Source organism: Bacillus sp. M6-12 (genome assembly GCF_002860285.1).
Lineage (GTDB): Bacteria > Bacillota > Bacilli > Bacillales > DSM-1321 > Peribacillus.
The window spans coordinates 134,314-159,591 of the sequence record NZ_PGVF01000011.1; the positions used below are offsets into that span (position 1 = coordinate 134,314).

Here is a 25,278-nt window from a genome sequence, read left to right on the forward strand (position 1 = left end):
ATTCGGAGTTGATCGATAAATAGCCAAAGCTGATAGAAAAAACAAGCTAGGTTGACAATATTAAATAGTGTAAAGTATACCCGCGTATGGTACTTAGCTGTTTTGCACATCAGATATCACAAAAAGCTGAACAATTTCACTAGTAAATGGCTGATAAATCTAAAAAACTTTCAGTTAGAGAGTTTATAACTCCAAAAATTAATATATTCTTTAAAAAAGTCGCTCAAACAGTATGAATTTTGCACTTTTCTTCTCAGTAATCACCTGATATACCCCCTTATTAAGTTTCCCGCTCTCCATAATGGTCCGCCAACTGATGAACCTTAACGTAACTAAATTTAATGAAATAACTTCTAAAAAGCGATACAATTATATCATTCAAATTCCATTCATTTGCTGATTCTTGCTCCTTATACCCTTTTGAGGAAAAGACGTAAATGAAGAAATAGAGGGATATCATTGATTGAACAGGCAAGAGAACATTTAAAGAAGTATTTTGGCTATGATTCTTTCCGGCCAGGCCAGGAAAAAATCATAGAACTCGTATTGAATGGCATACCTGCATCTGGGATTATGCCGACCGGCGGCGGTAAATCACTGTGCTACCAAATCCCTGCGCTGCTCCTCCCAGGCACCACACTCGTTATCTCCCCGCTGATTTCCTTAATGAAAGACCAGGTAGATTCACTGGTTCAGGCTGGAATCCCGGCAACCTTTATCAATAGTTCAATAACGGCTGCAGAGGTAAGTGAAAGACTGGAGGATTCGGTAAAAGGCCGCTATAAATTAATCTATATGGCTCCGGAGCGGCTGGAGTCCTCTTATTTTTTGGAAGAGCTCAAGCAATTGGACATCTCACTTGTGGCAGTCGATGAAGCACACTGTATATCACAGTGGGGACACGATTTTCGCCCCAGCTATTTAAAAATCAGCACAATGCTGGCTAAGCTGCCCGGCACGCCGCGTATATTGGCTTTAACAGCCACTGCTACCCCAACAGTAAGGGAGGATATTTGCAGCATCCTGGGCATTAAAGAAGATAATACAGTGATTACCGGGTTTGAACGGACTAATCTATCATTTACAGTCGTAAAGGATGAAAACAGCCTGGCCTTCCTTGAAAGGTATTTATTAAAAAACAAGCACGAATCCGGCATCATCTATGCAGCAACCAGAAAAGAAGTGGACAGCCTTTATCAGCAGCTGCAAAAAAAGGGCTATAAAGCAGGCCGGTACCATGCGGGTATGAATGAAGCCGAGCGTGCGAGCCAGCAGGATTTATTTTTAAATGATGACATCAAAGTTATGGTTGCTACTTCAGCATTTGGAATGGGGATTGATAAATCGAATGTGCGCTTTGTCATTCACTATCAAATGCCTAAGAATATGGAGAGCTATTATCAGGAAGCAGGGCGTGCCGGCCGGGATGGCTTGGATAGTGAATGTATCCTGCTGTATTCTGCTCAGGATATTAGGGTACAGCGTTTTCTTATTGACCAATCAAGCTCCTCTGATTCCAGAAGAGAGCAGGAATTAAGAAAATTGAATCAAATGAAGGATTACTGCCATACAGAAGAATGTTTACAGGCTTATATCCTGCATTATTTCGGAGAGGAGAATGCAGAACCATGCGGCCGTTGCGCGAATTGCCTTGATACCCGGTCATCAGAAGATGTAACCGTCGAGGCCCAAATGGTTCTTTCCTGCATGATCCGAATGGGTGAACGGTTTGGACGGACACTGATCAGCCAGGTGCTGGCAGGTTCAAAAAATAAGAAGATAGCTGAATTTGGATTTGCCAAACTATCTACTTATGGGATCATGAAGCAAAAATCCGTAAAGGAAATTGCAGATTTCATTGATTTTCTTGCTTCCAGACAATATATCGGAATTTCCGGAGGGCAATACCCTGTTCTTGATGTAACCAAATTGGGGAAAGAGGTTCTTCTTAATAAGGAAAAGGTATTGAGGAAACAAAGCATAATCACTTCTGTTCAGACAGATGATGTTCTTTTTGAACAGCTGCGGGCTGTAAGGAAAGAGCTTGCCGCAGGGGAGGGTGTGCCGCCGTTTATCATCTTCTCTGATGCTGCGTTAAAAGATATGAGTGCTAAACAGCCTCAAAGCATAGATGAATTCCTTCAGGTTAAAGGAGTCGGTGAACAAAAAGCCCAGCGATATGGTTCAGCCTTTATCGAGGCAATTACTGCTTATGCAAGTGGAAATCCAGATTCAAATGCCCAGTTAGTTATAAATCCTGCTCCAAAACAGGAAGTAAAAAAAGGTAGCTATCTGGATTCATATAAACTATTTCAATCAGGTGCTGCTTTTGCCAAAATAGGGGAACAGCTCAATTTATCGGCGGCTACAGCTGAAAATCATATCATCCGCTGTGTACAGGAAGGATTGCCTCTGCAATGGGAACAAATTGTTGGCTCCAGGGAAGAAGAAAAGATATTGGATGCAATAAGAACGATTGGAGCTGACCGGCTAAAGCCTATAAAAGAGGCTCTGCCTGAAGAAATCAGTTATTTTCAAATAAAAGCAGTTCTGGCAAAATCTCAGGCCGGGCAAAATTGAAAAGCTTTCATAAAGTGTATGGAGACTGATTCAAGTAAATAAAACATGAGCAGAATGAATATACTAGCAGGGAAGCGTTAGCACCCTGTTAAACGCCGACAAAAGGAGGCTGCTCATGTACTTTGCTAAGAAGAATGCAGAAGAACAGGTTACCATAATGGAAGACACAGTTGTGTTTGCCTGCGAATCGGAATTGTGCAACGGCTGGATGCGCCAGGAATTTGCCATGGATAATCATTCCTGTCCGATGTGTGGAGGAGCACTTAAAGAAGAGGTAAGAGAATTGCCCCAAATAAGAAATGATTTTCGCACTTTTAGATAACAAAAATGCCAAAATAAATAATATAATACCAAAAAGGACCCTGACAATATCGGGGTCCTTTCTCTCTCTTAGTAAACCTTTACTTCAATTCCTTTACCATTTTCTATTTCCGTTTGGTAGCCAAGGTGAAGATTAAAGCGGAATGCCCGTTCGTTATTTGAGAAAACATGCATTGACAGCTGTTTGCAGCCTTTACTTTTAGCCCATAAGCTGGCTGGCAATTCCTTTTCCTTCTCCCTCTTTTGAAACTGCGATAGAGAAAATATAGTTGAGCTTTTGATTGGTGAAATAATCTGTTTCTTCGTTACGTGAAGGAAGCCGACCGTTTTTCCGTTTGAAATCTTCTGCCAAAAACATCCCAGGATGGTTCTGGGAGTCTTTAACCGACTCCACTGCCATCCGTTCCTGTGCGGCTAGCATGGCATCACGGTTACGCCAGCCCATATAGGCAAAATCGTTAAACCGTTCGGAAAGTGTAATAATGAAATCTTTATCTGTATTTTTAAAGCTTCTGATCTCAATGATATTTTTCATAGCAGTATTTATCCTTTGTGTCTGGCTAAATTTGCCTGTATTATTTTAATCGTATCGGATTTGGAGCTGCTGGAACCTTGACTGGCGTGCCGAGCTTGATAGTGCCAATTGAGGTTATGCCGGCATTTTCTGCGCCCTTAAAAGTAACGGATGTTAAGCCAAATTCCTTTGCAGACAGCAGTATGGAATCAAGCATCATAACAAAGTTCTCATTGTCCAATAATCCGCTGTCAGCTGAAAACGTAACCTCCGCCTGACCATCTAGAGTTGATATCTTCTTAATATCAACTCCGCCGGGAATCGGTGCATGAAGCGGAGCCTGCAAGTTAAAAGACTCGCTTTCCATTGCACTCAGCGCATCCGGAAAGTGAGCATAAGCCTTAGGTGATGGAACGAGAAAGGACTGAAAATCCTGATCATACATATATTGGAAATATGCTTTTTTTCCTTCTGCAACGAGGGGTATGCTGGTATATTTCCTGTTGCCGAGAGTTGCTCCTTTTGAACCGGCAGTTAGAAACTCAATTTGGCTGAATCCATGCCAGCGGAAGGACTCCCTCAATGAATCCACAAAGGAAGTGCCAGCTGACGAAACGCTTAAGGAACTATTTTCTATCATATTAACGATAAGCTTTTTCTTTCCATTGCTGTCCGAAGCTTCAGTGAAAGTGGCATGGTTTTTAAAGTCCAAAGGTGCCAATCCCCACTTATCATTTTCCAGCTTGTTAATGTATTTAGTGTACAGGGCAGCCGGGGAGTCATTATCATCTATAATCAAACTTATAGGAACATTAAGCGGCATTATAGGTCCTGCCTGATCCATACCAGTAATGGAAAATGTGATAAATTTCTGATCGGGCATTACAGTGAAACGTTTCTCTGCAATTGCATCATCTCTATCAGGGGCCTCTTTAGCTGCTAGTTCCACTTTTTGATTCACCCCAGCATTGCCTGCCTTTCTCTCATGCTGGAAGAATGAAGTACTGATCAAAAGAAAAAGCAGAATGGCGGCTGCAGATGCAGCAGCAGGAATGACCCAGCTAAAGCCTTTCCGTTTTCTGGAGAACATTTCAGCTCGCTCCAAAACTTGTGAGCTTTTGCGGAGATCCGTGACTTCAGGCATTTGCTGCAGTATTTTTTCGATATCGCTATCTTGGTAATTGGATTTTTTCATCGATGGATTCCTCCTTCTCTGATAATTCTCTCATGTTTGCTTTTAACACCTGAATGGCACGATGCTGTGTGGTCTTGACTTTTCCTTCCGTCCAGCCAAGGATTTGGGCAGTTTCTGAAATGGATAATGTTTGAATATAGCGAAGAATAACAACTGATCGCTGGTCAACCGTACATTTATCAAGGCAACGGTACATCTGCTGAATCAGCTCATTCTGGACAGCGATTTCTTCCGGGAGCGGGGAAGTATCGTGTATAGGCCTTTTTGTTAAATCGAAGGCTGAAAAAATTCGCTGGCTCCATCTGTTCTGTTTGCGGAGATAATCGAGGGCAGCATGGCGTGCAATCGAAAAAATCCATGTTTTTTCACTGCTGCGGCCTTCAAAATGGCTGTAGGAATTGAGAACTCTTATATATACCTCCTGAACCAGGTCTTCTGCTTGTTCCCGGTTCTTTACCATATAAAATAAAAATTGAAATAGGCTTTGGTGATATTTATCATATATCTCTTGAAGCTTGCTGTTCATGTAAACCTCCTGTATGCATTAGTCGTATATAGAGGGAAAAAGTTTCGGAATTCAAATAATAATCACAGCTAACATTCTACCATCCTCTTCAGGTTTTAACTATAAAATATTTCCAAATAATCCTTAAGTTGGATAGTGTGTTTCTGGAGGCAGCAGCTTTAAGTTCTCAAACTTTTTTTGACAATTATTTATTTCTGTGTTACAATTCAATTTCTGATGTTTAGACTTCCTAGGAACGGGAACATAACATCAGGAGGGTAAATTGCATATTCATTTTATTAAAGCAAATGTGATTTCTTAAAATCACACATCACATACGGATTTCCCACAGCCATAGAGCTGTTGGTGATGCAGAAGTCCGTAAACAAATATCCGCAGATGTAATTCTTCGTTCACGTAACTCCTTAATTACTTTTATCCATGTAAAAATCATTAACGGCTTGAACGTCTTCACCTTTAATAAAATGCTTGAATCTGATTCTACTGGCGCGGTCTAGGAACCGTAAGGATGAGAGAGAGGCAGGGCTTTCATTGTTTTAGGTTGAAACGCGATATACTCTCCTTAGTCTTCATATATGTTGGAGGCTATGATTAACCGGATCTGGATGCGGGACTATCCCGGCCAGACCGGCTAAATATACTTAATGAAATCTTCCGCAGCTTTTAATGGCTGCTGGGGATTTTTTTCATTTTTTAATTAGAGAACCACCTATTAACTAATACAAATGTAGCTGCCAAAGGGTAGCCTTAGTTCCTTACTCGGCGTTCCTTTAGTGGAGAGCGCTTGCGCATTTCTAATGAGCGGCCTGCTTCCTGTTGGAGGGTATTTATGGTATAATGAAATAAGACGTCAGCATTGGTAACGCAATTATTTCATAATATTTATATGTAAGACTGTTAAGGCAAAAGTCGCAAATAACCAAATGACGTTAAAGGAGTGGGATGCATGTATAATCGCAAAAATGTTGAAGAAGTACCACCGGAAGAAACAAAAGTATGGGAATGTACCTCCGATACGTGCAAAGGCTGGGTTCGTGATAATTTTAGAACAGAAGGAAGCCTGACTTGCCCACTTTGCGGCAGTGAAATGACTGCCAGTACGAAAATGCTGCAGGCCATTAATAATCCAAGAATTACACAAGCATAATAGAACGGTTTTTTGATAGGCACCTGATAAAGGTGCCTTTTGCTTTGCTGAAGAAAAATAGGCAGCGATGAAATATATTTTTAATCAAAAGGTGTAAATGACGAAGTCTTCTGCAATTCCTCTTTAGCTTGCAGCTGATCTCATGCTTGTGTGCTTTACTCCCGGAGCTGCATATATCATAAAGGCTTTTAAATTCATAACACAGAGATTAAGTTAGAAATAATACATACAGAATGGGGAGAAATATTATGCTTTACAGGGTATCGGTAAGAAATCTTGTGGAATACGTATACCGCAGCGGAAGCATTTCTTCCCGTTTTAGGACGGCTGTCCCGCTTTCTGAAGGTACCAAGGCACATGTGAAGCTGCAGAGTGATTATAGCGGCAATGATCAAAGCGAGGTATTCCTAAAAACCGAAATTTCATTTGAAGAGTTAGTTTTTATTATTGAGGGACGATGTGATGGACTTCTTTTCAATGGCAATGATGTAACGATAGAGGAGATTAAGTCCACAGCCGGCGATTTAGACGAAATTGAAGAAGATAGTTATCCAGTTCACTGGGGCCAGGCAATGTGTTATGCATATATTTATGCTATGGATCATGGCCTTAGTGAGATGAATGTTAAATTAACTTATTTCCAAACAGCCACGGAGGAGCAGAAAAGCTTCTTGCGAAAATTCTCCGCTGCACAGCTCCACGATTTCATTATAAAAATGCTCAAAGGATTTTATCCCTACGCCAAATGGAAAACTAACCACATCGCAGAGAGAGACGCCAGCATAGCCAATCTTTCGTTTCCGTTTCCGGAGTACAGAGCAGGGCAAAGAAAACTGGCGGGAGCTGTTTATAAAACCATAGAAGATAAAAGAAGTTTGTTTGCAGATGCACCGACGGGTATTGGCAAAACAATCAGTGTTTCATTTCCTGCGGTGAAAACGATTGGCGAGGGGCAAACTCAAAAAATCTTTTACTTAACAGCAAAAACGGTTGCTAGGAAGGCTGCCGAGGATGCTTTTTCAAGAATGCTGGATACCGGGCTGAAACTAAAAGCTGTCGTAATCACAGCTAAGGATAAAATTTGTTTTAAAAATAATGGAGAATGCAGTTTAGGAACTTGTGAATATACAGATGGATATTATGACCGCTTGAATGATGCTCTGCTGGATTTGCTAACGAATGAAAGCCTGATCAACAGGCCTGTGATCGAGGCTTATGCCTTAAAGCATAGCTTATGTCCATTTGAATTTTCTTTGGATGCCGCCTATGCCAGTGACACCGTTATTTGTGACTATAATTATATTTTTGATCCTCGTGTGTCCCTCAAAAGGTTTTTAGAGGAACAAAAGCGGCAGACGGTATTGCTGATTGATGAGGCGCATAATCTGGTGGACCGGGGAAGGGAAATGTTTTCCGCTGTTTTGCATAAAAAAGTATTCCTCGACCTAAAACGCCAATACAAAGGGAACGAGGCCCTTGTTTTTGAGACTGCCTCCACTTTAAACAGCCATTTTATTTCGCTGAAAAAACAATGCGGTGAGGAAAAAAAGCTTGTATCAAACGAGCTGCCTGAGGGTTTTCTGCCGCTTCTGGAAAATTTCACTTCAGCAGCGGAAATGGTTCTTCTCAGGAATTCTGGAAACGAATCCGCCCTGCAAGAAGCATATTTCGAGGCCCAATCCTTCCTGAAAATCGCAAAATTGTTTGACGAAAGTTTTGTAACTTATGCTGAAACAATAAAAAATGATGTAAGCCTAAAGCTGTTTTGCCTTGACCCGGCGGATCACTTAAAGAGGATGGGCAAGGGTTTTCGTGCTAAGATACATTTTTCTGCTACAATGGCTCCGCTCTCCTACCACACAGACCTTCTCGGAGGCGGAGAGGATGATTACCATATTGCAATCGGCTCCCCTTTTACCAGTGAGCAAACAGAAGTTTCTATTCTGCCGCTTTCAACCCGGTTCAGAGACCGCCCGGCTGCAATAGAACCAATTGTCGCGCTGCTAAAAGAAATTGAAAAGAATGAAACAGGAAATTACCTTGTCTTTTTCCCGTCGTATAAATTTTTAAGTGATGTTAATGAAAAGCTTGAGGAAGCTGGCATTGAGGCAAATGTGCTGTTACAGGATTCTTCCTTTAATGAGCAGGAACGTGATGAGTTTTTGAATTCCTTTAGTGAAGATCACAAAGGGCTGCTGCTTGGGTTTGCCGTAATGGGCGGAATATTTTCTGAAGGAATTGATTTAAAAGGGGATCGCCTTAATGGGGTAGTGATCATAGGTGTAGGTCTTCCGCAGCTAAGCTTTGAGCGTGATATTATAAAGGATTACTTTCAGAAATCAGGGAAAAATGGGTATGATTATGCCTATGTTTTTCCGGGAATGAATAAAGTGCTGCAAGCAGGCGGCAGATTGATTCGTTCGGAAACGGATACAGGAAAGATTTATTTGGTTGATGACCGCTTTCTTTCTAATAAATATAAACGCATGCTCCCGGAGAATTGGCGGGACTTTAAAGTATTAAACTAGCAGAGCTGGATACTTGATTTTTATGTGAAAAACTTGTCCTTTCCGTTAACACCTTAATCCATTACAATAAGATAGATAATTCTTTAGGGGAAGGTGATAGTAGTGGAAACAGTTATATTTTCATCAAACCCGATATTGATTGTGATAGCGATCATTTTAACATATATCGCGGCATATACCGCACTCGATCTAATAACACTTATTCAAACGAAGGAAAAAAATAGAAGGTTCCTGTTCCTGGGGTCATCCTTTTCCTTAGGAATTGGGATTTGGGCTATGAATTTTTTTGGATCCATAGTACAGGATCTTATTTCAGTAAATGTTTCGCTAATGTTTCTGTCTATGATTCTTGGTATATCTTTTTCAGGCATGGCCGTTTATTCCATAACGAACAGAAGGTTAAAAAACTTTCATATGTTTGAAGGCAGTATTTTGCTCACATTGGCTGTTTTGGCAAACCATATTGTCGGGATAACAGCACTCAAGACCGGAATCCATTATGATATGCCAGTCCTGACTCTGACCGTTTTGATTATGCTGGGAATGTTTTATTTTTCACTGTGGCTTCTGTCTGGTTCCAATCGTTTTGTTAAGGGAAACCAGTTTTGGCTAAAGCCTGTTGGCGCTTTAATCATTACGGGGGCGATTATTGAAGGGAACTTTCTGCTGTCTAGAGCAATGACGTATCAGGAAGCTGCTGAAATAACGCAGGGACAAAGTTCGTTATTAATATATATTGTGGTGTTCGTTTCCATTTTGATACTGGGAGGCTTGGTCAGCTCCAGCACATTGCTGAGCAGGAGGCTTGCCGCAAGTGATATCCATGTAAAAGATTTGCTGTTTGCCCTTGATGAATCATCGATTGTAGCAATTACTGATCCAAAGGGAAGAATCACATATGTAAATGATAAATTTATTGAGATTTCAAAATATACGGAAGCTGAATTGATTGGCCAGGATCATGCCATACTTAATTCCGGTTATCATTCGAAGGAATTTTTTAAAGAGCTCTGGAGAACAATTGGACAGGGGAAAACATGGTATGGAGAAATTCGCAACAAGGCTAAGGACGGGTCCCTTTACTGGGTGAATACAACAATTGTCCCGTTTTTAAACAGAAAAGGTAAGCCTTATCAATACGTCTCTATTCGAACAGATATTACAAACCGAAAAAAAGCTGAGATTGATTTAAAAAACTCGCTGAAGGATATTAAAGACATTCACTTTGCATTGGATCAGTCATCGATTGTAGCATTTACGGACAACCGGGGAGTCATTACAAATGTAAATGACAGGTTCTGTGAGACGTCAAAGTATTCACGTGAGGAACTTATTGGCTCCACACACAGAATCTTAAACTCAGGTTACCATTCGAAGGACTTTTTTAAAAACCTGTGGGATACCATTTCAAGCGGGTCTGTCTGGAAGGGCGAGATTAGAAACCGGGCAAAGGATGGTTCATTTTATTGGGTATCCACGACAATAGTTCCGTTTTTGGATGAGCGAAATAAGCCTTATCAATATCTTGCGATCCGCAATGATATTACAGAACGGAAAAAGACAGAGGAGATAGTCCACCGCCAGGATAAGCTGGCGGCAGTAGGACAGCTGGCTGCAGGAGTTGCACATGAAATCCGCAATCCGCTTACATCGATGAAAGGCTATGCGGAATTTCTTCAATTGGACGAAACGAGTCCGGAGCGGCGTGAATATCTCGACATCATCCTTGATGAGATTGACAGGGTTAATTCCATTGTGGAAGAATTTATGGTGCTGGCGAAGCCGCAGACCGTTGATCTGGAAGAGCGCAATATCATTCCGATTATCCAGAATGTCTTGTCTCTCGTTGAATTTGAAGCAAAGAAAAAGAAGGTCACTTTGGATTTTCAATGCGATGAATCATTTATTAAAGTTTCATGCGATGAAAACCGTTTAAAACAAGTTTTCCTCAATTTCCTGAAAAACGGGATTGAAGCTATGCCTAATGGCGGGAATATGACCGTGACGGCGGAAACCAAAGACAAGTCAGTTCATGTGGCCTTTAAGGACACTGGAGTTGGTATACCTGAGGAAAAGCTGAAGAAATTGGGTGAGCCTTTCTTCACAACTAAGAAAAATGGCAATGGGCTGGGTTTAATGGTCAGCTTCCGGATTATTGAAAGCCATCGAGGAAAGGTATTTATTGAAAGCCGTTTGAATGAGGGAACCACCTTTAGTATCCTTCTCCCAGCCGAATCAGCTTAATCTTAATAGTCTATCAAAGAACCTTGCTGCTTTTGTAGCGGGGTTCTTTTTCCTTTTAACTTCTAATGGATTTATGTTTACATGCGAGTGAAGAAAACAGCCAGCCTAATTAGTCTGGAACATTTTTATATACTTTTGAAATGTACATATAGTCAACTCTTGGTATAGTATGGTAAGGTACATCCATGCCCTGGCAGCTTCTTTCCGGGAAGGGCCAAACAACTGTGGGTTACATAAGGAGAAATCGTGTTGAAGAAGAAAGTAAAACAACAAGTATATATTTTACAAGGGTTTTATTTATTCGTATTTTTTGCAATGGGAAGCCTATACCCGTTGCTGTCCCTTTATTTAAGCGAAGTGGAAGGTTTAAATGGCTATCAAATTGGTACTGTATTATCGATTGGCCCGGTTATCATGATTTTCTTTCAGCCGCTTTGGGGAATGATTTGTGATAGTACACAAAAGCCCCGGCTGATCTTAACGCTCACAACTGCTCTTGCTGGATTACTGGGGCTTACCTACCTGCTGGCGGACGATTATTATGTATTTATTATTGCAGCTATATTTGTAGCCGTTTTTCAAAGTGCCGTTATTCCGGTATCTGACAGTATTTCTCTACAGTTTTCCACCCGTGAAAAATTGAATTATGGAAATATCAGACTATTTGGTTCATTTGGATTTGGTCTTGCAGTTTTCTCTATTGGCAGGGCTTCTGAAACCAGCATTGGCCTTTCTGTAATCTTTTATGTATTTTTTGCGGCATTTATTATTGCTTCTGTTTTATCTCTAAAGATGCCTAATGAAAACCCAAAGTCAAAGGGCAATATTCTCGCTGGGGTTAAAGAAATCTTTGGACTGAAAAAATTTGTGGTGTTTTTGGCCATTACGTTTTTGATTTTTGGGCCAAACCTTGCGAATAATGTTTACTTTGGATTATTCATTGAAGACAGGGGAGGAACATATGCGGGAATTGGTCTTGCTTTTTTGATTGCTGTTCTATCTGAAATTCCATTTATGCAGGTTGCCGGAAGGCTGATCAACAAGGTTGGGCTTATGCATGTCATAGCGTTAGCCAGCGCTGTATCCCTTGTAAGGTGGATATTTTATTTTACCCAGCCAGGCCTGGAAATAATATATTTGTCCGCTGTGATTCAGGGTTTTTCAATTGGTCTGTTTATACCCGCAGGTCTTCGCTATGTACGTGAAATCATGCCGGAGCATATTATGGTTACAGCCGTCACGATGTACTCTGCGATCGGCAATGGTCTTGGCAATTGGTTTTCTACATTAGTGTCAGGAATTATTTATGATTCTTTTAACATATATGCCGTATATTTATTCTTTGCCATGCTTTCAGCCGCCGGGTTTCTTCTCGCCATATGGATGCTGGCTGCAGAGAAGCAAGTGAAAAAGCCTTCTGGGGCAGCCGGAAAGTAAGCAACGAGGAGAATAGAGTTTATGAATCCGTTTCACTGCTGCGCTTCATGCGCCCATTACAGAGTAGTAAAAGAAGCGGGAAAAAAGGCTTTTTTATGTTCACGATTAGGATTTGAAACAATGCCGAAATACCAATTCAATTGCTGGGCGCCAAAGGAAAGTACAAAGAGGCTTATGGAAAAACGGCTGAACAATCGCATTCAGTAAGCAAGCGGGTAAGATTTACTGCTTGTTTTTTTCTTTGTTTACCAAATTATAAATTGAAGAGTTGTGGATAATTGAAGTAGTGAGTCTATCTCCAGCTCCAGCGCCCAGCCCCGACGAAAAGGACGTGCTAGTGCCACCGTTAGGAATATCGGCAGCGTTTCATCGCACGAAACAAAGCGACATGGGACTTTAGCAGTTCCTCCTCTAACCAGGGCGCTTGAACTTTTGGTTCTTTGGCAGAATAGTTAATGCTTACTTTTTTCTTATAAAGAGACGATGTGATTTAATAGAAATAGGAAGTTCTTTGAAAGGGAGATGCAATTGAACCGGAAAAGTGTTTTAAGCTTAACGATTTTTTCTGCTGTGCTTACATTAACCTTTATTCTTAGCCTGTCATGGGCTTTGATTGATTATTACCGGGCAGCTCCGGAGCCAATAAAGACAGCTGATACCACAACTGAGGAAAACACGAAGAAAAAAGAAGCAATGACCATTGTCGCGCTGGGCGATTCCCTTACCCGGGGGACAGGGGATGAAACAGGCAGAGGGTATGTAGGACTTATGTCTGAAATGCTGAAGCAGGAGTCTAATAAGGAAATCACCATTCATAATCTCGGCATTAACGGCCAGCGTTCAGCTGATTTAATGAAACAGGTTGAAAAACAGGAAATTCAGCGGCAAATTGGTATGGCGGATGCCATTCTAATTACCATCGGCGGAAACGATCTTTTTCAGGGAGGACAAACCTTGATGAATATTGACCCAAAGGAAATTGACAAAGCACAAAATAATTATGCCGCCAATGTGCAGTCAATCCTCAAAACAATCCGCACGAAAAACAGTGAAGCAGCTGTCTATCTAATCGGTCTTTATAATCCATTTATAGAATTGGAAGATTCTCAGCTAACTACGAGGGCTGTCACCGAATGGAATCAACGGAGTGCGGAGTTAAGTGCAGAGTTCCCGCGAACTATTTTTGTCCCTACTTTTGATTTATTTCAGCTGAATATCAATGATTATCTATTTTCTGATAAGTTTCATCCAAACAAGGATGGCTATAAAATGATTGCTGACCGGGTTACAGCACTGCTTTCTCGGCAGGAGGGGGTTAAATAGTGCCAAATGCTACACTGTCTGTTAAGGACCTGAGAAAAAAGATCGGCAAAAAGGAGATTATTAAAGGAATTTCCTTTGAACTGCAGGCGGGGGAAGTGTTTGGGTTTCTAGGCCCAAACGGTGCGGGGAAAACCACGACCATTAGGATGCTGGTTGGATTAATTAAACCGACATCAGGATCGATAAAGATTTGCGGCTATGATGTAAAAAAGGAATTTACCCAGGCTATGCGCCATTTAGGCTGTATAGTTGAGAATCCTGAGCTCTACCCGTTTCTGAGCGGCTGGGACAATTTACTGCATTTTGCACGAATGCTTCCTAATGTGGGAGAAGCCAGAATGGATGAGGTTATTCGTTTAGTTGGGCTTCAGGAGAGGATACATGATAAGGTGAAAACCTATTCGCTGGGCATGCGGCAGCGGCTGGGAATTGCACAGGCCCTGCTCAACAGCCCGAAGGTATTGGTGCTTGACGAGCCAACAAATGGGCTGGATCCGGCAGGTATTAGGGAAATGCGCCAATTTATCCGGCAGCTTGCCGAACAGGAGGGACTAAGCGTCCTCGTTTCAAGCCATTTACTTAGCGAGATTCAGCTCTTGTGCGACCGGGTGGCTATCGTTGCAGCAGGAGAGGTAGTGCGGGTAGGATCAGTGTCAAGTCTTTTGGATAACCAGGAAAAAGCTGTCTGGCGCTTGGAGCCTTTTGAAAAAGGTTTAGAAATATTAAGCCGTTTCACTGAGCCATCGGAGGCTGGGGAAGGACTGATCATTACAGAATATACAGAGGAAAAAGCTGCTGCGTGGAACAAGGAGCTGGTTGAAAGCGGTATTTCTGTCCTGGAAATGAACAGAAAGATGCCTGTTTTGGAAGACCTATTTCTTGAGCTGACTGGAGGTAGCACGATTGAGTAAACTTGTTCAAAATGAAATGATGAAGCTGCTGGCAAAGAAACGTTTACTTATTATCGCGGTTATAGTAGCCATACTGGTTGGCTTATTCACATATGCTCAAATGAAGAATGTAGAAACGCAGCGGGAAAAACTCGGAACAACCGACTGGAGGGCTTCCCTGCAGCAGAACATCATTGATACGCAAAACAGGCTCGGGTCCAGCCGTTTATCGGATGAATGGAGAGACCAGCTTCAAATCAGCCTGAAGCAGCAGCAATATTATCTGGATCATAATATAAACCCATCAGAACCAGGTGCACCTACCTTTGTTCGCATGTTTATCGAGAATTCAAGCGACATGTTTATTCCGCTCTTAGTTCTTGTTATCGCAAGTGATATGGTTTCGTCAGAGCATTCCTTAGGTTCGGTTAAGCTTTTGCTGACAAGACCGGTAAAACGGTGGAGAATCCTGCTTAGTAAATACATTGCGCTTATTTTTGCCGTTTCGGCAATAGTTGCCATGACAGCTGTGATCTCCTATGTTCTTTCGGGACTGGTTTTCGGCTACAAAGGTCTTTCTGCACCGATCATTACCGGTTTTACTGTGGAAAATGGCAGTCTCGATACTTCAGCGGTCAGACTGGTCAGCCAGTGGAAGTTTTTGCTAATGGATCTTGGACTCGTCTGGTTTGTTGCACTGGTCGTAGCAACTCTGTCTTTTATGGTTTCCGTACTAGTCAGGAGTACAGCGGCGGGAATGGGCATTATGCTTGCAGCCCTAGTATCGGGCGCTGTTCTGGCCAATATGGTATCATCCTGGACCTCAGCAAAATATCTGTTCATGCTTAACTTAAAACTCACGGGGTATTTAAACGGTATTGCTCCTCCTATTGATGGGATGACATTGCTTTCTTCGATGTCTGTCCTGTTCGTATGGTGGGCCGGAGCCTTATTTGTGGCATTTTTTGTCTTTAATCGGAAGGATGTTTTTTAATATATGCAAAAAACACATCCAAAAACTTTCACTTCTGAACTAATTTGAAAGAGATAGTGAAAGGGTGATCCTCAGCCAGTTGCTGGGAATCACCCTTTTTTGCCTTTTTTTGGATAAATAAATTCCAGGAGTGTGAAAACGGAAGCAGCGTGCGATATCGATGTCAAGAGCCAACCCATTACTCTGAACAGGAGCCGCTTTTGCACATGCTGCCACAAGGCCTTCCGATGTGTTTTTCCTTCCTTTCGGAAGGTTTTTTATGAATAAGAACCCAAACTCTGGGTATGTAATGAATAATTGCCATGAATGGTATAGCACATAATGTCTTAGTTCGAACCTAATAATAGGGAGAGAAAAAGAAACAGGATTTTATTTATACCGGCGCCTAAGCACTATGGAAAAAACATCTTATGCCAAAGGAGTTGTATTACATGGATAATAACATCGACAAAAAGCTTATTCCAGTTACAACAATTAGAAGCGGCGATAATCTGGAAGTGACCCCGGATATTCACTGTATGACAATCCAGGTCGCTAATATAGTTTTCGTAGGTACCCCGGGTAAGTCGTCTGGCTGGGTGCTGGTAGATGCGGGGATGCCGAGATCTGCAGATGATATCCTCGCTGCTTCAGAAGAATTGTTTGGTCATGGAAGTGTGCCTGAGGCTATTATTTTGACGCATGGCCATTTTGATCATGTTGGGGCACTGATACCTCTTGCAGAGCATTGGGGAGTAAAAGTTTACGCTCATGAGCTGGAACTCCCATTCTTAACAGGAAAACGGGATTACCCTGAACCTGATATGGGAGTAGAAGGCGGAATGGTTGCAAAAATGTCAGGGATGTTCCCAAATGAAGGCATAGACTTAGGAAACAAGGCAGAAGTTCTCCCTGCAGATGGAACAGTGCCAGGAATGCCAGGGTGGCGGTGGATCCATACACCCGGACATACACCTGGTCATATTTCATTATTCCGTGAGAAAGATCGGGCCTTAATTGTCGGAGATGCCTTTGTGACCGTCAAGCAGGAATACCTTTATAAAGTGCTGACGCAAGAGCAGGAAATAAGCGGTCCACCGCGGTATTTTACAACCGATTGGCAAAGTTCATGGGAATCAGTGAAAAGGCTTGAGGCACTGAAGCCGGCTATAGCGGTGACTGGGCACGGTATACCGATGGAAGGGCTATTGCTGTCTGAAAGCCTTAAAACTCTCGTAGAGGAATTTGATAAAATAGCAATCCCTGATTACGGAAAATTTGTTGATGGCCAGAAGGATAATGAATAGTTGAATACCTTTACTCGTGTATTCCGGGAGCAGCCCGCACTAAAAAACTGAAAAAACAAATAACCTTGTCATTGGCAGACAAGGTTATTTGAAAATAAAAATGTGATACGCCAGAATCCTAATTTGTTATTTATTATTATTCTCTGGATCGCTCTCATGGCTGTGGTGACCTTTCCCTCTGTGGCCGCAATGCTTTTGATGACAGATAAAGCCGTTTTCCTTCATCTCTAAAAAACGGGTGTCCATATGGGCTTTTATTTTTTCCTTCTTTTCCTGCGTAATAATCCCGAATTCTGCATATTTGTCAATTAACTCTTTCTTTTTTGCCAATATTTCCTCATGCAACTTTGAAAGTTCTTCTTTTTGAGTCTCAGTAAGCTGGACATTAGTTTGGCTTTCATGGTTTTCGGCATATGAAGGACAGACAAAGACGATTATGGATACTAAAACGACAGCCATTAGTGATGTAATAATTTTTTTCATTCTTTCACTCCATCCATTCACTTTTATTCTTAGTATTTTAAAAAAACACTTATATTATTCAGGACTCAATCCTAGGTTTGGCCCCTATCTTGAAAGGGAATTATACAAGTACACATCAACAAAAAAGGAGGTATGTGCGATGCTTTGGACTATAATAGGGGTGCTCTTGCTTTTATGGGTAGCCGGACTGGTTTTCGACATTGCAGGCGGACTAATTCATTTGCTGCTAATAATCGCAGCGGTTGTATTTGTTTTTAGTTTAATAAAGGGCCGTGCCAAACGTTAGAAGTTAGGAATTTCCCATCCCTCCGTATTGAATCGGGGGGTTTTGCTTTCCTTGCAAGTTTTCCCTTTTATGTTTGCTGTTATTATGGTGAACAATAGTAGGAGAGAAAACTACTTGAAGGGACTGGCGATTATGCTTACTGCAAAACAGCTGGAACAATTTCGGGAAACTCTGCAGAATTCCTTGAAGGATGTAGAAGATAGATATGAGGGAAATGAACATTTAAATTTAAAAAGGGCAACACTCCATGAATCAATTGGAGAACTTTCCAGCTATGACCAACACCCCGGTGATGAGGCATCAGATCTTTATGAAAGGGAAAAAGATTTGGGTTTAAGCGAACACTACCAATTTGAAATATTCGGCCTTAAACGTGCGCTGGAAGCGATTGAAAAAGGGACGTATGGACGGTGTGAAACATGCGGGGAAGATATTCCGATGGAACGGCTTGAGGCTCTGCCGTCAACCCTATTTTGTGTCGACCATACTCCAGATCATCGTATATCTCACAGCCGTCCAATCGAAGAAGGGGTGCTGATGCCGCCCTTTGGAAAGTTTGAAAAGGATGAAGAAGACGAAAATGTTGCATGGGATGCCGAAGATACGTGGCAGGAGCTAGAAACGTTTGGTTCGTCAGAAAGTCCCTCGGATTTTTACCGGCCTCCAGGTGATTATAACGATACGTTGATTGAATATGATGAGTACCGTGGATATGTGGAGGCATATGAGAATTATGTTGGTGTCGATATGGAAGGAAATATCACCATTTTCCCTACAAAAGCACACCAGCAGTATGAAAACGAGCTTGACGAAGAAGGAATCATGACATCGTTTGGCGATCTTCCTGCTTATGAGCACGATCCTTATGTTGAAGACGATAAATAAATGTCACTAAAAAACCTTGTCCCGCTTGGACAAGGTTTTTGACTGTTTTAAAATTTGGTTTGTTAAAGTTCAATGTTGATTTGGAGAGTAAGGCGCGTGACTCCTCGAAAATGCTTCACATACAGTGTTATGTTAAGAAAAGTTTACTAGTGAAGAAGCGGGTAAGGGAGACCCCGCAGGCGTAAAGGCCGCGGAAGCTTCCGGGCCGTCACTAGATCGGAAATAAACAAGTTTAAAAATTATAAAAGAGATAGCTCTTAAGTTTGCCCCGAGTACCATCACAACCTTAGCTGGCGATGCTCAGCGGGCATTTTAGCTTCAGACCAAAAATGGCTGAAGCTGAAGCGGCTGAAGTGCTTTTGTTTGATCAAGGAATACAAAAGCATCATACCGTTCGGACATGACGGATGGGACATAGTTGCCGAATCGTTCATATTCCGGGTTGTAAACGACACCAATCGCCCGGTGACCAATTTCTGCACTGAAGTGATGGCGGTTGTTATCATCAAAGAATAGCATTTTATCGTAGGCCCCGGTTCGGTACATGACATCTTCCCAGCTTCCTAATATGGCTGGCGGAACCTCTTTAACATCATGATTAACGCCCCATTCATCGGCTGCAATAACTGTGCCGCTGTATGTGCCAAAACCGACAGCGTAAACATCTCCCGGATTATGCTGTTCCCGGACAACCTGGCCAACGTTTAGCATGCCCTCTCTTGCCATATCGGTTGCTCTTGCATCCCCAATGTGGGTGTTATGTTCCCAAACAATAGCCTTGGCGTCACTCCCGTAAAAATCCATCACTTCATTAAGTGCCGCTACCATATGAAGGTCACGGACATTCCAGGACATCGCGTCATTAAGGACCATAGTGCTGTAATACTTTTCTGCATTAGCAGACACCAAAGAATTTACCTTTAGATTAAGGCTTACTTCATCTGTCTTCGGATACAGTGATTCATTGGTCCTGATCTGTGTAAGAAGGGCAGTGACTTCATCAATGCACCCTTCGGAATAAATCCCTGATGAAACAGCGTATTTTTGCGGGTCCCGCATAAACGGTTCAAAGCATGAGAATGCATTCCTGGCTGTTTGCAGGTCTGGAGAATTGATTTTTTCCAGGTAACGGATCACTTCCTCCATTGATTCCCAAAGGCTATAAACATCTATACCGTAAAATCCAGCCTTTGCTTTTGCACTGCCGCTTTCATTATATGTTTTCATCCATTCAATAAGTCCGATCATTTCCCTGTTTGCCCACATCCATGAAGGCCAGCGCTGAAATGATCGAAGAGCATCTTCAGCGTTAGTAAACTTGTGGTCATATCCTTTTACATATCGGTTGACCTGCTGTGATGCCGGCCAGTCCCCCTCTACAGCTATGAAGGAAAACCCTTTTTCCTTTATCAGCTTTTTAGAAAGCTCGGCCCGCACTTGATAAAATTCGGAAGTCCCATGCGATGATTCACCAAGAAGGACAATCTTGGCATTACCGATTTTTTCGACCAGCACATCCAGATCTGCGGTACCGCTTAACGGAACAGCATACTCTTTAATATTATCAGCCAGCTGCTTAAGCATATAGATTTCCTCCTCCGGTTATAAGTTATTTGTTAACGTATTCCGCCTGATAAGAGTTTTCGCCGGCATGCACGGAGAGCAGTGTATCTGCATATCCGACAAGCCGGTTTACAATTTCATCAGCAATTGCATAAACGAGGCTGTGTGAACTGTTCTCATGCAGCTGGGGATCATCTAATATGATGGTTGTATTTATATAAACATCTCTATTGCCATACAGGTTATAATGAATAATCGCTTTACCGGCAGCTCCTCCAATATACGGATCCTGATAGGGAGGAATAAAAACAAACCATTCCTCTGCGGTGGCTGATCTTAGACTTTTCGTAAAGGAGATACCGGATATGACTGTGTCTATCTCACTTTTATTAGCAGAAAAATTAACTACATCTTTTTTGTCGGTCATTGCCGTAAACCGGGCTCATCGAAATCCGCCATCGATGCGAGCAAATAAGCATCAAGGAGATTCTCTCTTTCATCAGGATCCTCAATGTTAACCAAATACTGCTGGCCATTCTCCGATTCGACTTTCATTAAAAAACTGTCCTCACCCGAACTTAAAAGCGCGTAATCGCCTTCATTCATTTCAAAAAGAGCCTCAACGGCGTATTCTGATTCCTCTCCCTGTTCATTTTGGATCGCTATAATATCCCGTTCCTTCAGTTTATCCATTCTGCCACCTCCATTGCATTTGCTGAATCACAACTGGCTGTATTTACAGCAAACATCAGCTTCCCGCTTATTTTCTCCCCAGCAGAGGTTTTCAAACAGTTATGTTTTTGAAATAGAACGCCAACCAGAATGGTGATTAAAAACATTTTTGCTAATTAGCAGAAGAAGTGTCTTGTTTTAACAAAGCTTTATGGATCCAAATCGCTGCCTGAAGTCCATCTCCCATGGCGATTGCTGCTTGTTCTGAGTGAACTGTCATGTCTCCTGCTGCCCAAATTCCTGAAACGCTGGTTTCTTTTGTGCGGGGATTCACGATAACATGCTTGTTTTCTTCATCTATTTGTAATCCAATTTGTTTTGCCAGTTCTGTGTTTACTTTATTTCCGCCGAAAGCAATAAAACCGCGATCTGCTTCAACAGTCCCCCCATCCTCTAGCATTACTCCTTTAAAAGAAGACCCGTCCTCCACAATCACTTCTTTAATAGCCGAATCAATGTACTTGATATTGTTTTGTTTCAATTTGTCAATTAATGAAGCATCTACTGAAGCTGAATTATGGTTAATAAAAATCAGATCATTAGTCCAGTAGGCAAGTCCTGCTGCCATACCAGCTCCCGCATTCCCTGATCCTAGAACAATAGTGCGTTTATTTTTTATTTCATAACCATCACAGTCAGGGCATAAATAGACAGTATTACCGAGGCAGGATGTTAAATTTTTGATTGGCGGGATATTATCTTTAATTCCAGTAGCCATTAAAATCGTTTTAGCTGAAAAAGATTTCTGACTTTTCGTTTTTACAGTAAATGAATCACCATCCTGCTGCAGTTCAACAGCAAAATCTTCCGTAAACGAAATATTATATTGAGAGGCATGCTCGCGGCCCAGCCGTCTAAGTTCATCACCGCTTACCCCGTTTGGGTAGCCCAGGATATTATGATAACAATGGCAAAGAGTGGAGCGGCCGCTGTTAGAATCAATTACGAGAGTTTCGTGCTCATATCTGCCCAGCTGTATCGCTGCCTGCAGTCCGGCCAGCCCTCCGCCGATAATGATACAATCTAATTGTTTCATTAAAAACACCGCCATTTCACAAAATAATTGATCTTTTTATTATTCAAAAATGCTTAATTTACATACTGAAAGATGGGAATGGCTACAAATATTTTTTCGGGAAATCAACAACTTCAAGAATATTAGCTTTTGCAAATATAATTGTTAATCAGCCTTTTGTTTTGTTTTCACCGTAAGATGCTTTCTACAGGATATTGCCGCCGTGTTTTCCCTTATGAATTATTTAATTTAGCCAAATGAAACGGGCTGTTAGTTACCCTTCTTCAATATTCCCTACTTTTTCCAAAGGCCAGAAAAAGACCCGTTTTGGGATGGAATAATGCAAAAGCGGTTCACCTATTAAGGAGAAATCCAGCGTGTTTTGATGAATTTGGCATTCTGCCTTCTTTACACGCCACCTGTCATGATGGATATCCCCGCGGTATATCGACTTTCCGCGTTCCGTAAAGAAACAATACCTTTCAAACAGCCAATACTCCAGGCTGCCTGACTCGGGAAGATATAAGTCCGACATAGGCTTATAAGTTGCGTGAAAGTCAAAGGGTTCTTTTCCGGAATGTTTTCGGCTGCTGCGGAAATCGAAGGCTGACTCTGTCTCCTTTATTTCCATTTCTGCATTTCGGTAAGGCAAACCAAAAAAAGTGCGCGCTCCCGCAACTGAAGGAGGATGGCTGGCATCAAGACTAAAAAAGAAAATCCCGGGAACACCCTTATACCTAACATACGTCCGTACATTCAATTCAATAAAAGACCTGAATAGCGGGATTTCCGGCAAATTTCTGCCCCGCATTCCATTTACCCAAAAAGGAGTTATAGCTATATATGCTTCGTTCTGATAAATATCAAGTTCAAGGATTGGCGGAAGCATGCTTATCACTTCCTCCTTTGGGATCTTCCAGTGCATAAACAGCAAATCTACCCATTCCTGAGTTAAAATCCATGGTGAATTAGGCAGCGGGTAGGGACGGTGACTTAATTCCGGAAATTCATCACGCATAAATTATGCTCTCCTCTTCGAGTGGAAATTTGTTATCATTTATATCTCCTTTTTCCTTCAAATTAAAACAAATAACAGTGTAACCGATTCAAGAAAACCTCCGTCAGTTAGGTAGGAGGCGTTAGAATGAGAAAAAAATATTTTATAGTTGGCGGGATAGTACTTTGTCTTTTGGGTGTTTTCATGTTTGTGTTCCTTTCAGGAAAGCCAAAACTTGTAAATGAATTCAATGCTAAGGCTCCATACCAAGTGTTAACGAATCATGCGTGGAAAGTGATGTTTACCGAAAAAATTAACAAAACCAGTTTGAAGGATAACTATTTTTATGTGACAGATGAAAAAGGAAACAGGCAGAATAGCCGGCTATCCTTTGATGATGATCAGAAAACGGTTGTCATTTCGCCTCCTGAAAAAGGGTACAAAATCAATAGCTCCGGGTACGTGCTCCATATCTCGAGAGATATTAAGTCAACAGCCGGGCGCAGGCTTGGTTCAAAAAAAGAAATAGCCTTTACAGTTCAGGAGTCTCTTCCGGTAATCGGAAGCAAGCAAAGGCTGAATGACCACTTCCGTACGATATTAAAACGTGAAAAAAAGCGGCAAAGCTTTTGGACAATGAATTCTGCGGAAGAGTCGAAAAAATCCGACAGTTCAGCAGGCGGATCGAAAGAAAGTGCTGATGTTTCTGAAACAAATGTACAGGTCGCGGGTATTGACGAGGGTGATAGTGTAAAAACCGATGGGAAGTATATTTATCATCTTTCAGATGGTAAGATAAGAATCATTAAGGAAGCTTCAGGCACAATGGAAAAAGCAGGGGAAATCCGCTATGATGATACATTTTATCCGCAGGCACTTTACTTGCATGATCAGCAGCTAATTGTCATAGGAAGTGAAAGCGGGGATTGGAATTTCCAGAAACGGCACGACAAGGAAAATATGATTTCCCGACCCTTTTACGAATTCACTAAAACGATCGTTTATGAAATGAAAAACCCAAAGAAGCCAAAGAAAATTAGAGAAGTTAAACAGGAAGGGCATATGATTTCATCACGGAAAAGCAACGGGATCATTTATATCGCTTCGATTTTTTACCCAGAGTACATGCTCCTTGACCAGGGGGACGCTGATCTTCGGCCAATGTACGCTGATAGTGCAGACAGTCCGAAGATGAAGATAATAGACTATGATAAAATCAGCTACTTTCCTCAGTCCCAGGAAAGAGGTTTTTCAATCCTATCTGCCTTTGACCTGGCAAAGCCTCTAAAAAAAGCTGAAATTACAACACAGCTGGGCAGCGGGGAACAGTTTTATATGTCGTCAAAAAACATCTATTTGGCTGTCAGCGACAATTCGATAAGTGAGGAAGAAAAAGATTTCGTATGGAATCCTGATACAATAATATACAAGTTTTCGATAAATGGCACAAAAATAGATTTTCAGCAATCAGCAGGAGTAAAGGGTACGCTTCTAAACCAATTTTCAATGGATGAGCATGAAGGATACTTCCGTATTGCCACTACAAAAGGAGATACGTTTGATAATAGAACTCCTTCATCAAACAATATCTATATTCTGGATCAAAATATGAAAATGGCTGGCCATCTTGAAAACCTGGCAAGGGGGGAGAAAATTTACTCTGCAAGGTTCATGGGAGACAAAATATATGTAGTTACGTTTAAACAGGTAGACCCGCTGTTTGTAATTGATGCAGCTGATCCTAAAGTTCCAAAGATTCTTGGTAAACTGAAAATTCCAGGTTTCAGTGATTATCTTCATCCTCTGGATGAAAACCATCTCATTGGGTTTGGCCATCATACAAAGCTGGTCAGCCAAAAAGGAAGCAGGGAGCCGCTTATTCGGACCGACGGCGTGAAATTGGCTATATTTGATGTCACGGATGTAACAAACCCTAAGGAAAAATTTTCGGAGATCATTGGGGATAACGGTACCAGTTCTCCGTTAAATTATGACCATAAGGCATTGCTTTTTAACAAGGAGACTGGGTTATTTGCTTTTCCTGTAAACATTTATAATGATGTTAAGAATTCAGGATATGAAGAAACAAAGCTGGCCTTTCAGGGGGCGCTTGCATTTACGGTAGATAAAAACAAAGGATTTACCTTAAATGAAAGAATCACACATGTCGAAGCAGGAAACATGCCGTTGTATGAAGAGTGGGAATCGGTAATTGATCGCCTAATCTATATTGGCGACACAATGTATGCCCTTTCACCATCTAAAATTACATCTCACAGCCTCACAGATCATAAGAAAACAGGAGAGCTTTTGCTTCAATAGTTAAAATAAA

General features: G+C 41.6%; 24 protein-coding genes. 14 read left to right on the top strand and 10 right to left on the bottom strand.

The features are described from left to right. The first annotated feature begins 459 nt into the window (after nucleotides 1-459). On the top strand, nucleotides 460-2,580 hold the full coding sequence (gene recQ, locus CVD28_RS13945; protein WP_101592980.1) for a DNA helicase RecQ: 2,121 nt from the start codon (nucleotides 460-462) through the stop codon (nucleotides 2,578-2,580). 85 nt (nucleotides 2,581-2,665) lie between these two features. Beyond that, nucleotides 2,666-2,902 (top strand): cold-shock protein, encoded by a 237-nt coding sequence (locus CVD28_RS13950; RefSeq protein ID WP_257985875.1) that lies wholly within the window; start codon nucleotides 2,666-2,668, stop codon nucleotides 2,900-2,902. A 68-nt stretch (nucleotides 2,903-2,970) separates the two neighbouring features. Here CVD28_RS13950 and CVD28_RS28130 read toward each other — a convergent pair whose 3' ends face one another. Genes CVD28_RS28130 through sigX form a run of 4 tightly spaced genes read right to left on the bottom strand, consistent with a single transcriptional unit; the run spans nucleotide 2,971 to nucleotide 5,136 of the window. Continuing rightward, nucleotides 2,971-3,123: a hypothetical protein gene (locus CVD28_RS28130; protein WP_180954166.1), complete on the bottom strand. Its 153-nt coding sequence runs from the start codon at nucleotides 3,121-3,123 to the stop codon at nucleotides 2,971-2,973. Next, a complete protein-coding gene (locus CVD28_RS13955) occupies nucleotides 3,101-3,436 on the bottom strand; it encodes a hypothetical protein (protein WP_101592982.1) in 336 nt (111 codons plus the stop codon). The genes CVD28_RS28130 and CVD28_RS13955 overlap by 23 nt, the downstream gene beginning before the upstream one ends. A gap of 40 nt (nucleotides 3,437-3,476) precedes the next feature. Further along, nucleotides 3,477-4,610: a GerMN domain-containing protein gene (locus CVD28_RS13960; RefSeq protein ID WP_101592983.1), complete on the bottom strand. Its 1,134-nt coding sequence runs from the start codon at nucleotides 4,608-4,610 to the stop codon at nucleotides 3,477-3,479. Then, a complete protein-coding gene (gene sigX / locus CVD28_RS13965) occupies nucleotides 4,585-5,136 on the bottom strand; it encodes an RNA polymerase sigma factor SigX (protein WP_101592984.1) in 552 nt (183 codons plus the stop codon). Before sigX ends, CVD28_RS13960 begins: the two co-directional genes overlap by 26 nt. Nucleotides 5,137-6,082: 946 nt before the next feature. Between sigX and CVD28_RS13970 the strand changes: the two genes are divergently transcribed. The 9 genes from CVD28_RS13970 to CVD28_RS14010 all read left to right on the top strand — a co-directional run bounded on the left by CVD28_RS13970 (nucleotide 6,083) and on the right by CVD28_RS14010 (nucleotide 16,985). After that, entirely contained in the window at nucleotides 6,083-6,283 is a 201-nt protein-coding gene (locus tag CVD28_RS13970) for a cold-shock protein (protein ID WP_101592985.1), read from the top strand. A 248-nt stretch (nucleotides 6,284-6,531) separates the two neighbouring features. Further along, a complete protein-coding gene (locus CVD28_RS13975) occupies nucleotides 6,532-8,811 on the top strand; it encodes an ATP-dependent DNA helicase (RefSeq protein WP_257985871.1) in 2,280 nt (759 codons plus the stop codon). Nucleotides 8,812-8,913: 102 nt separating this feature from the next. Then, nucleotides 8,914-11,055: a PAS domain S-box protein gene (locus CVD28_RS13980; protein ID WP_101592987.1), complete on the top strand. Its 2,142-nt coding sequence runs from the start codon at nucleotides 8,914-8,916 to the stop codon at nucleotides 11,053-11,055. 246 nt (nucleotides 11,056-11,301) lie between these two features. Continuing rightward, a complete protein-coding gene (locus CVD28_RS13985; RefSeq protein WP_257985872.1) occupies nucleotides 11,302-12,492 on the top strand; it encodes an MFS transporter in 1,191 nt (396 codons plus the stop codon). A gap of 21 nt (nucleotides 12,493-12,513) precedes the next feature. After that, nucleotides 12,514-12,699, top strand: coding sequence for a hypothetical protein (locus CVD28_RS13990; protein WP_180954167.1), 186 nt, complete (start codon nucleotides 12,514-12,516; stop codon nucleotides 12,697-12,699). A 315-nt stretch (nucleotides 12,700-13,014) separates the two neighbouring features. Next, entirely contained in the window at nucleotides 13,015-13,815 is an 801-nt protein-coding gene (locus CVD28_RS13995) for an SGNH/GDSL hydrolase family protein (RefSeq protein ID WP_101592990.1), read from the top strand. Next, nucleotides 13,812-14,726 (top strand): ABC transporter ATP-binding protein, encoded by a 915-nt coding sequence (locus CVD28_RS14000; protein WP_374702535.1) that lies wholly within the window; start codon nucleotides 13,812-13,814, stop codon nucleotides 14,724-14,726. Before CVD28_RS13995 ends, CVD28_RS14000 begins: the two co-directional genes overlap by 4 nt. Next, the gene (locus CVD28_RS14005; RefSeq protein WP_101592992.1) at nucleotides 14,719-15,699 is read left to right on the top strand and encodes an ABC transporter permease; all 981 of its coding nucleotides are present in this window, start codon (nucleotides 14,719-14,721) and stop codon (nucleotides 15,697-15,699) included. The genes CVD28_RS14000 and CVD28_RS14005 overlap by 8 nt, the downstream gene beginning before the upstream one ends. Nucleotides 15,700-16,130: 431 nt before the next feature. Further along, nucleotides 16,131-16,985 (top strand): MBL fold metallo-hydrolase, encoded by an 855-nt coding sequence (locus tag CVD28_RS14010; protein WP_101592993.1) that lies wholly within the window; start codon nucleotides 16,131-16,133, stop codon nucleotides 16,983-16,985. Between the two features lie 126 nt (nucleotides 16,986-17,111). Here CVD28_RS14010 and CVD28_RS14015 read toward each other — a convergent pair whose 3' ends face one another. Next, a complete protein-coding gene (locus CVD28_RS14015; protein ID WP_101592994.1) occupies nucleotides 17,112-17,468 on the bottom strand; it encodes a YckD family protein in 357 nt (118 codons plus the stop codon). 139 nt (nucleotides 17,469-17,607) lie between these two features. Here CVD28_RS14015 and CVD28_RS27545 point away from each other — a divergent pair, with 139 nt between their 5' ends. Both CVD28_RS27545 and CVD28_RS14020 read left to right on the top strand, forming a co-directional pair. Then, nucleotides 17,608-17,754 carry a lmo0937 family membrane protein gene (locus CVD28_RS27545; RefSeq protein ID WP_142384780.1) on the top strand — a complete coding sequence of 49 codons (147 nt, stop codon included), beginning with the start codon at nucleotides 17,608-17,610 and terminating at the stop codon, nucleotides 17,752-17,754. Nucleotides 17,755-17,868: 114 nt separating this feature from the next. Then, nucleotides 17,869-18,639, top strand: a complete 771-nt coding sequence (locus CVD28_RS14020) for a TraR/DksA C4-type zinc finger protein (RefSeq protein WP_308315087.1) — start codon at nucleotides 17,869-17,871, stop codon at nucleotides 18,637-18,639. A gap of 318 nt (nucleotides 18,640-18,957) precedes the next feature. Here CVD28_RS14020 and CVD28_RS14025 read toward each other — a convergent pair whose 3' ends face one another. From CVD28_RS14025 to CVD28_RS14045, 5 genes are all read right to left on the bottom strand, one after another. After that, the gene (locus tag CVD28_RS14025; protein ID WP_101592995.1) at nucleotides 18,958-20,223 is read right to left on the bottom strand and encodes an erythromycin esterase family protein; all 1,266 of its coding nucleotides are present in this window, start codon (nucleotides 20,221-20,223) and stop codon (nucleotides 18,958-18,960) included. A gap of 25 nt (nucleotides 20,224-20,248) precedes the next feature. Beyond that, nucleotides 20,249-20,629: a hypothetical protein gene (locus CVD28_RS14030; protein ID WP_101592996.1), complete on the bottom strand. Its 381-nt coding sequence runs from the start codon at nucleotides 20,627-20,629 to the stop codon at nucleotides 20,249-20,251. Further along, a complete protein-coding gene (locus CVD28_RS14035) occupies nucleotides 20,626-20,895 on the bottom strand; it encodes a DUF1292 domain-containing protein (protein WP_101592997.1) in 270 nt (89 codons plus the stop codon). The genes CVD28_RS14030 and CVD28_RS14035 overlap by 4 nt, the downstream gene beginning before the upstream one ends. 151 nt (nucleotides 20,896-21,046) lie before the next feature. Next, a complete protein-coding gene (locus CVD28_RS14040) occupies nucleotides 21,047-21,970 on the bottom strand; it encodes an NAD(P)/FAD-dependent oxidoreductase (RefSeq protein WP_101592998.1) in 924 nt (307 codons plus the stop codon). Nucleotides 21,971-22,223: 253 nt separating this feature from the next. Beyond that, entirely contained in the window at nucleotides 22,224-22,967 is a 744-nt protein-coding gene (locus CVD28_RS14045) for a YqjF family protein (RefSeq protein ID WP_101592999.1), read from the bottom strand. A 126-nt stretch (nucleotides 22,968-23,093) separates the two neighbouring features. Here CVD28_RS14045 and CVD28_RS14050 point away from each other — a divergent pair, with 126 nt between their 5' ends. After that, nucleotides 23,094-25,268: a beta-propeller domain-containing protein gene (locus CVD28_RS14050; RefSeq protein ID WP_101593000.1), complete on the top strand. Its 2,175-nt coding sequence runs from the start codon at nucleotides 23,094-23,096 to the stop codon at nucleotides 25,266-25,268. Nucleotides 25,269-25,278: the final 10 nt, after the last annotated feature.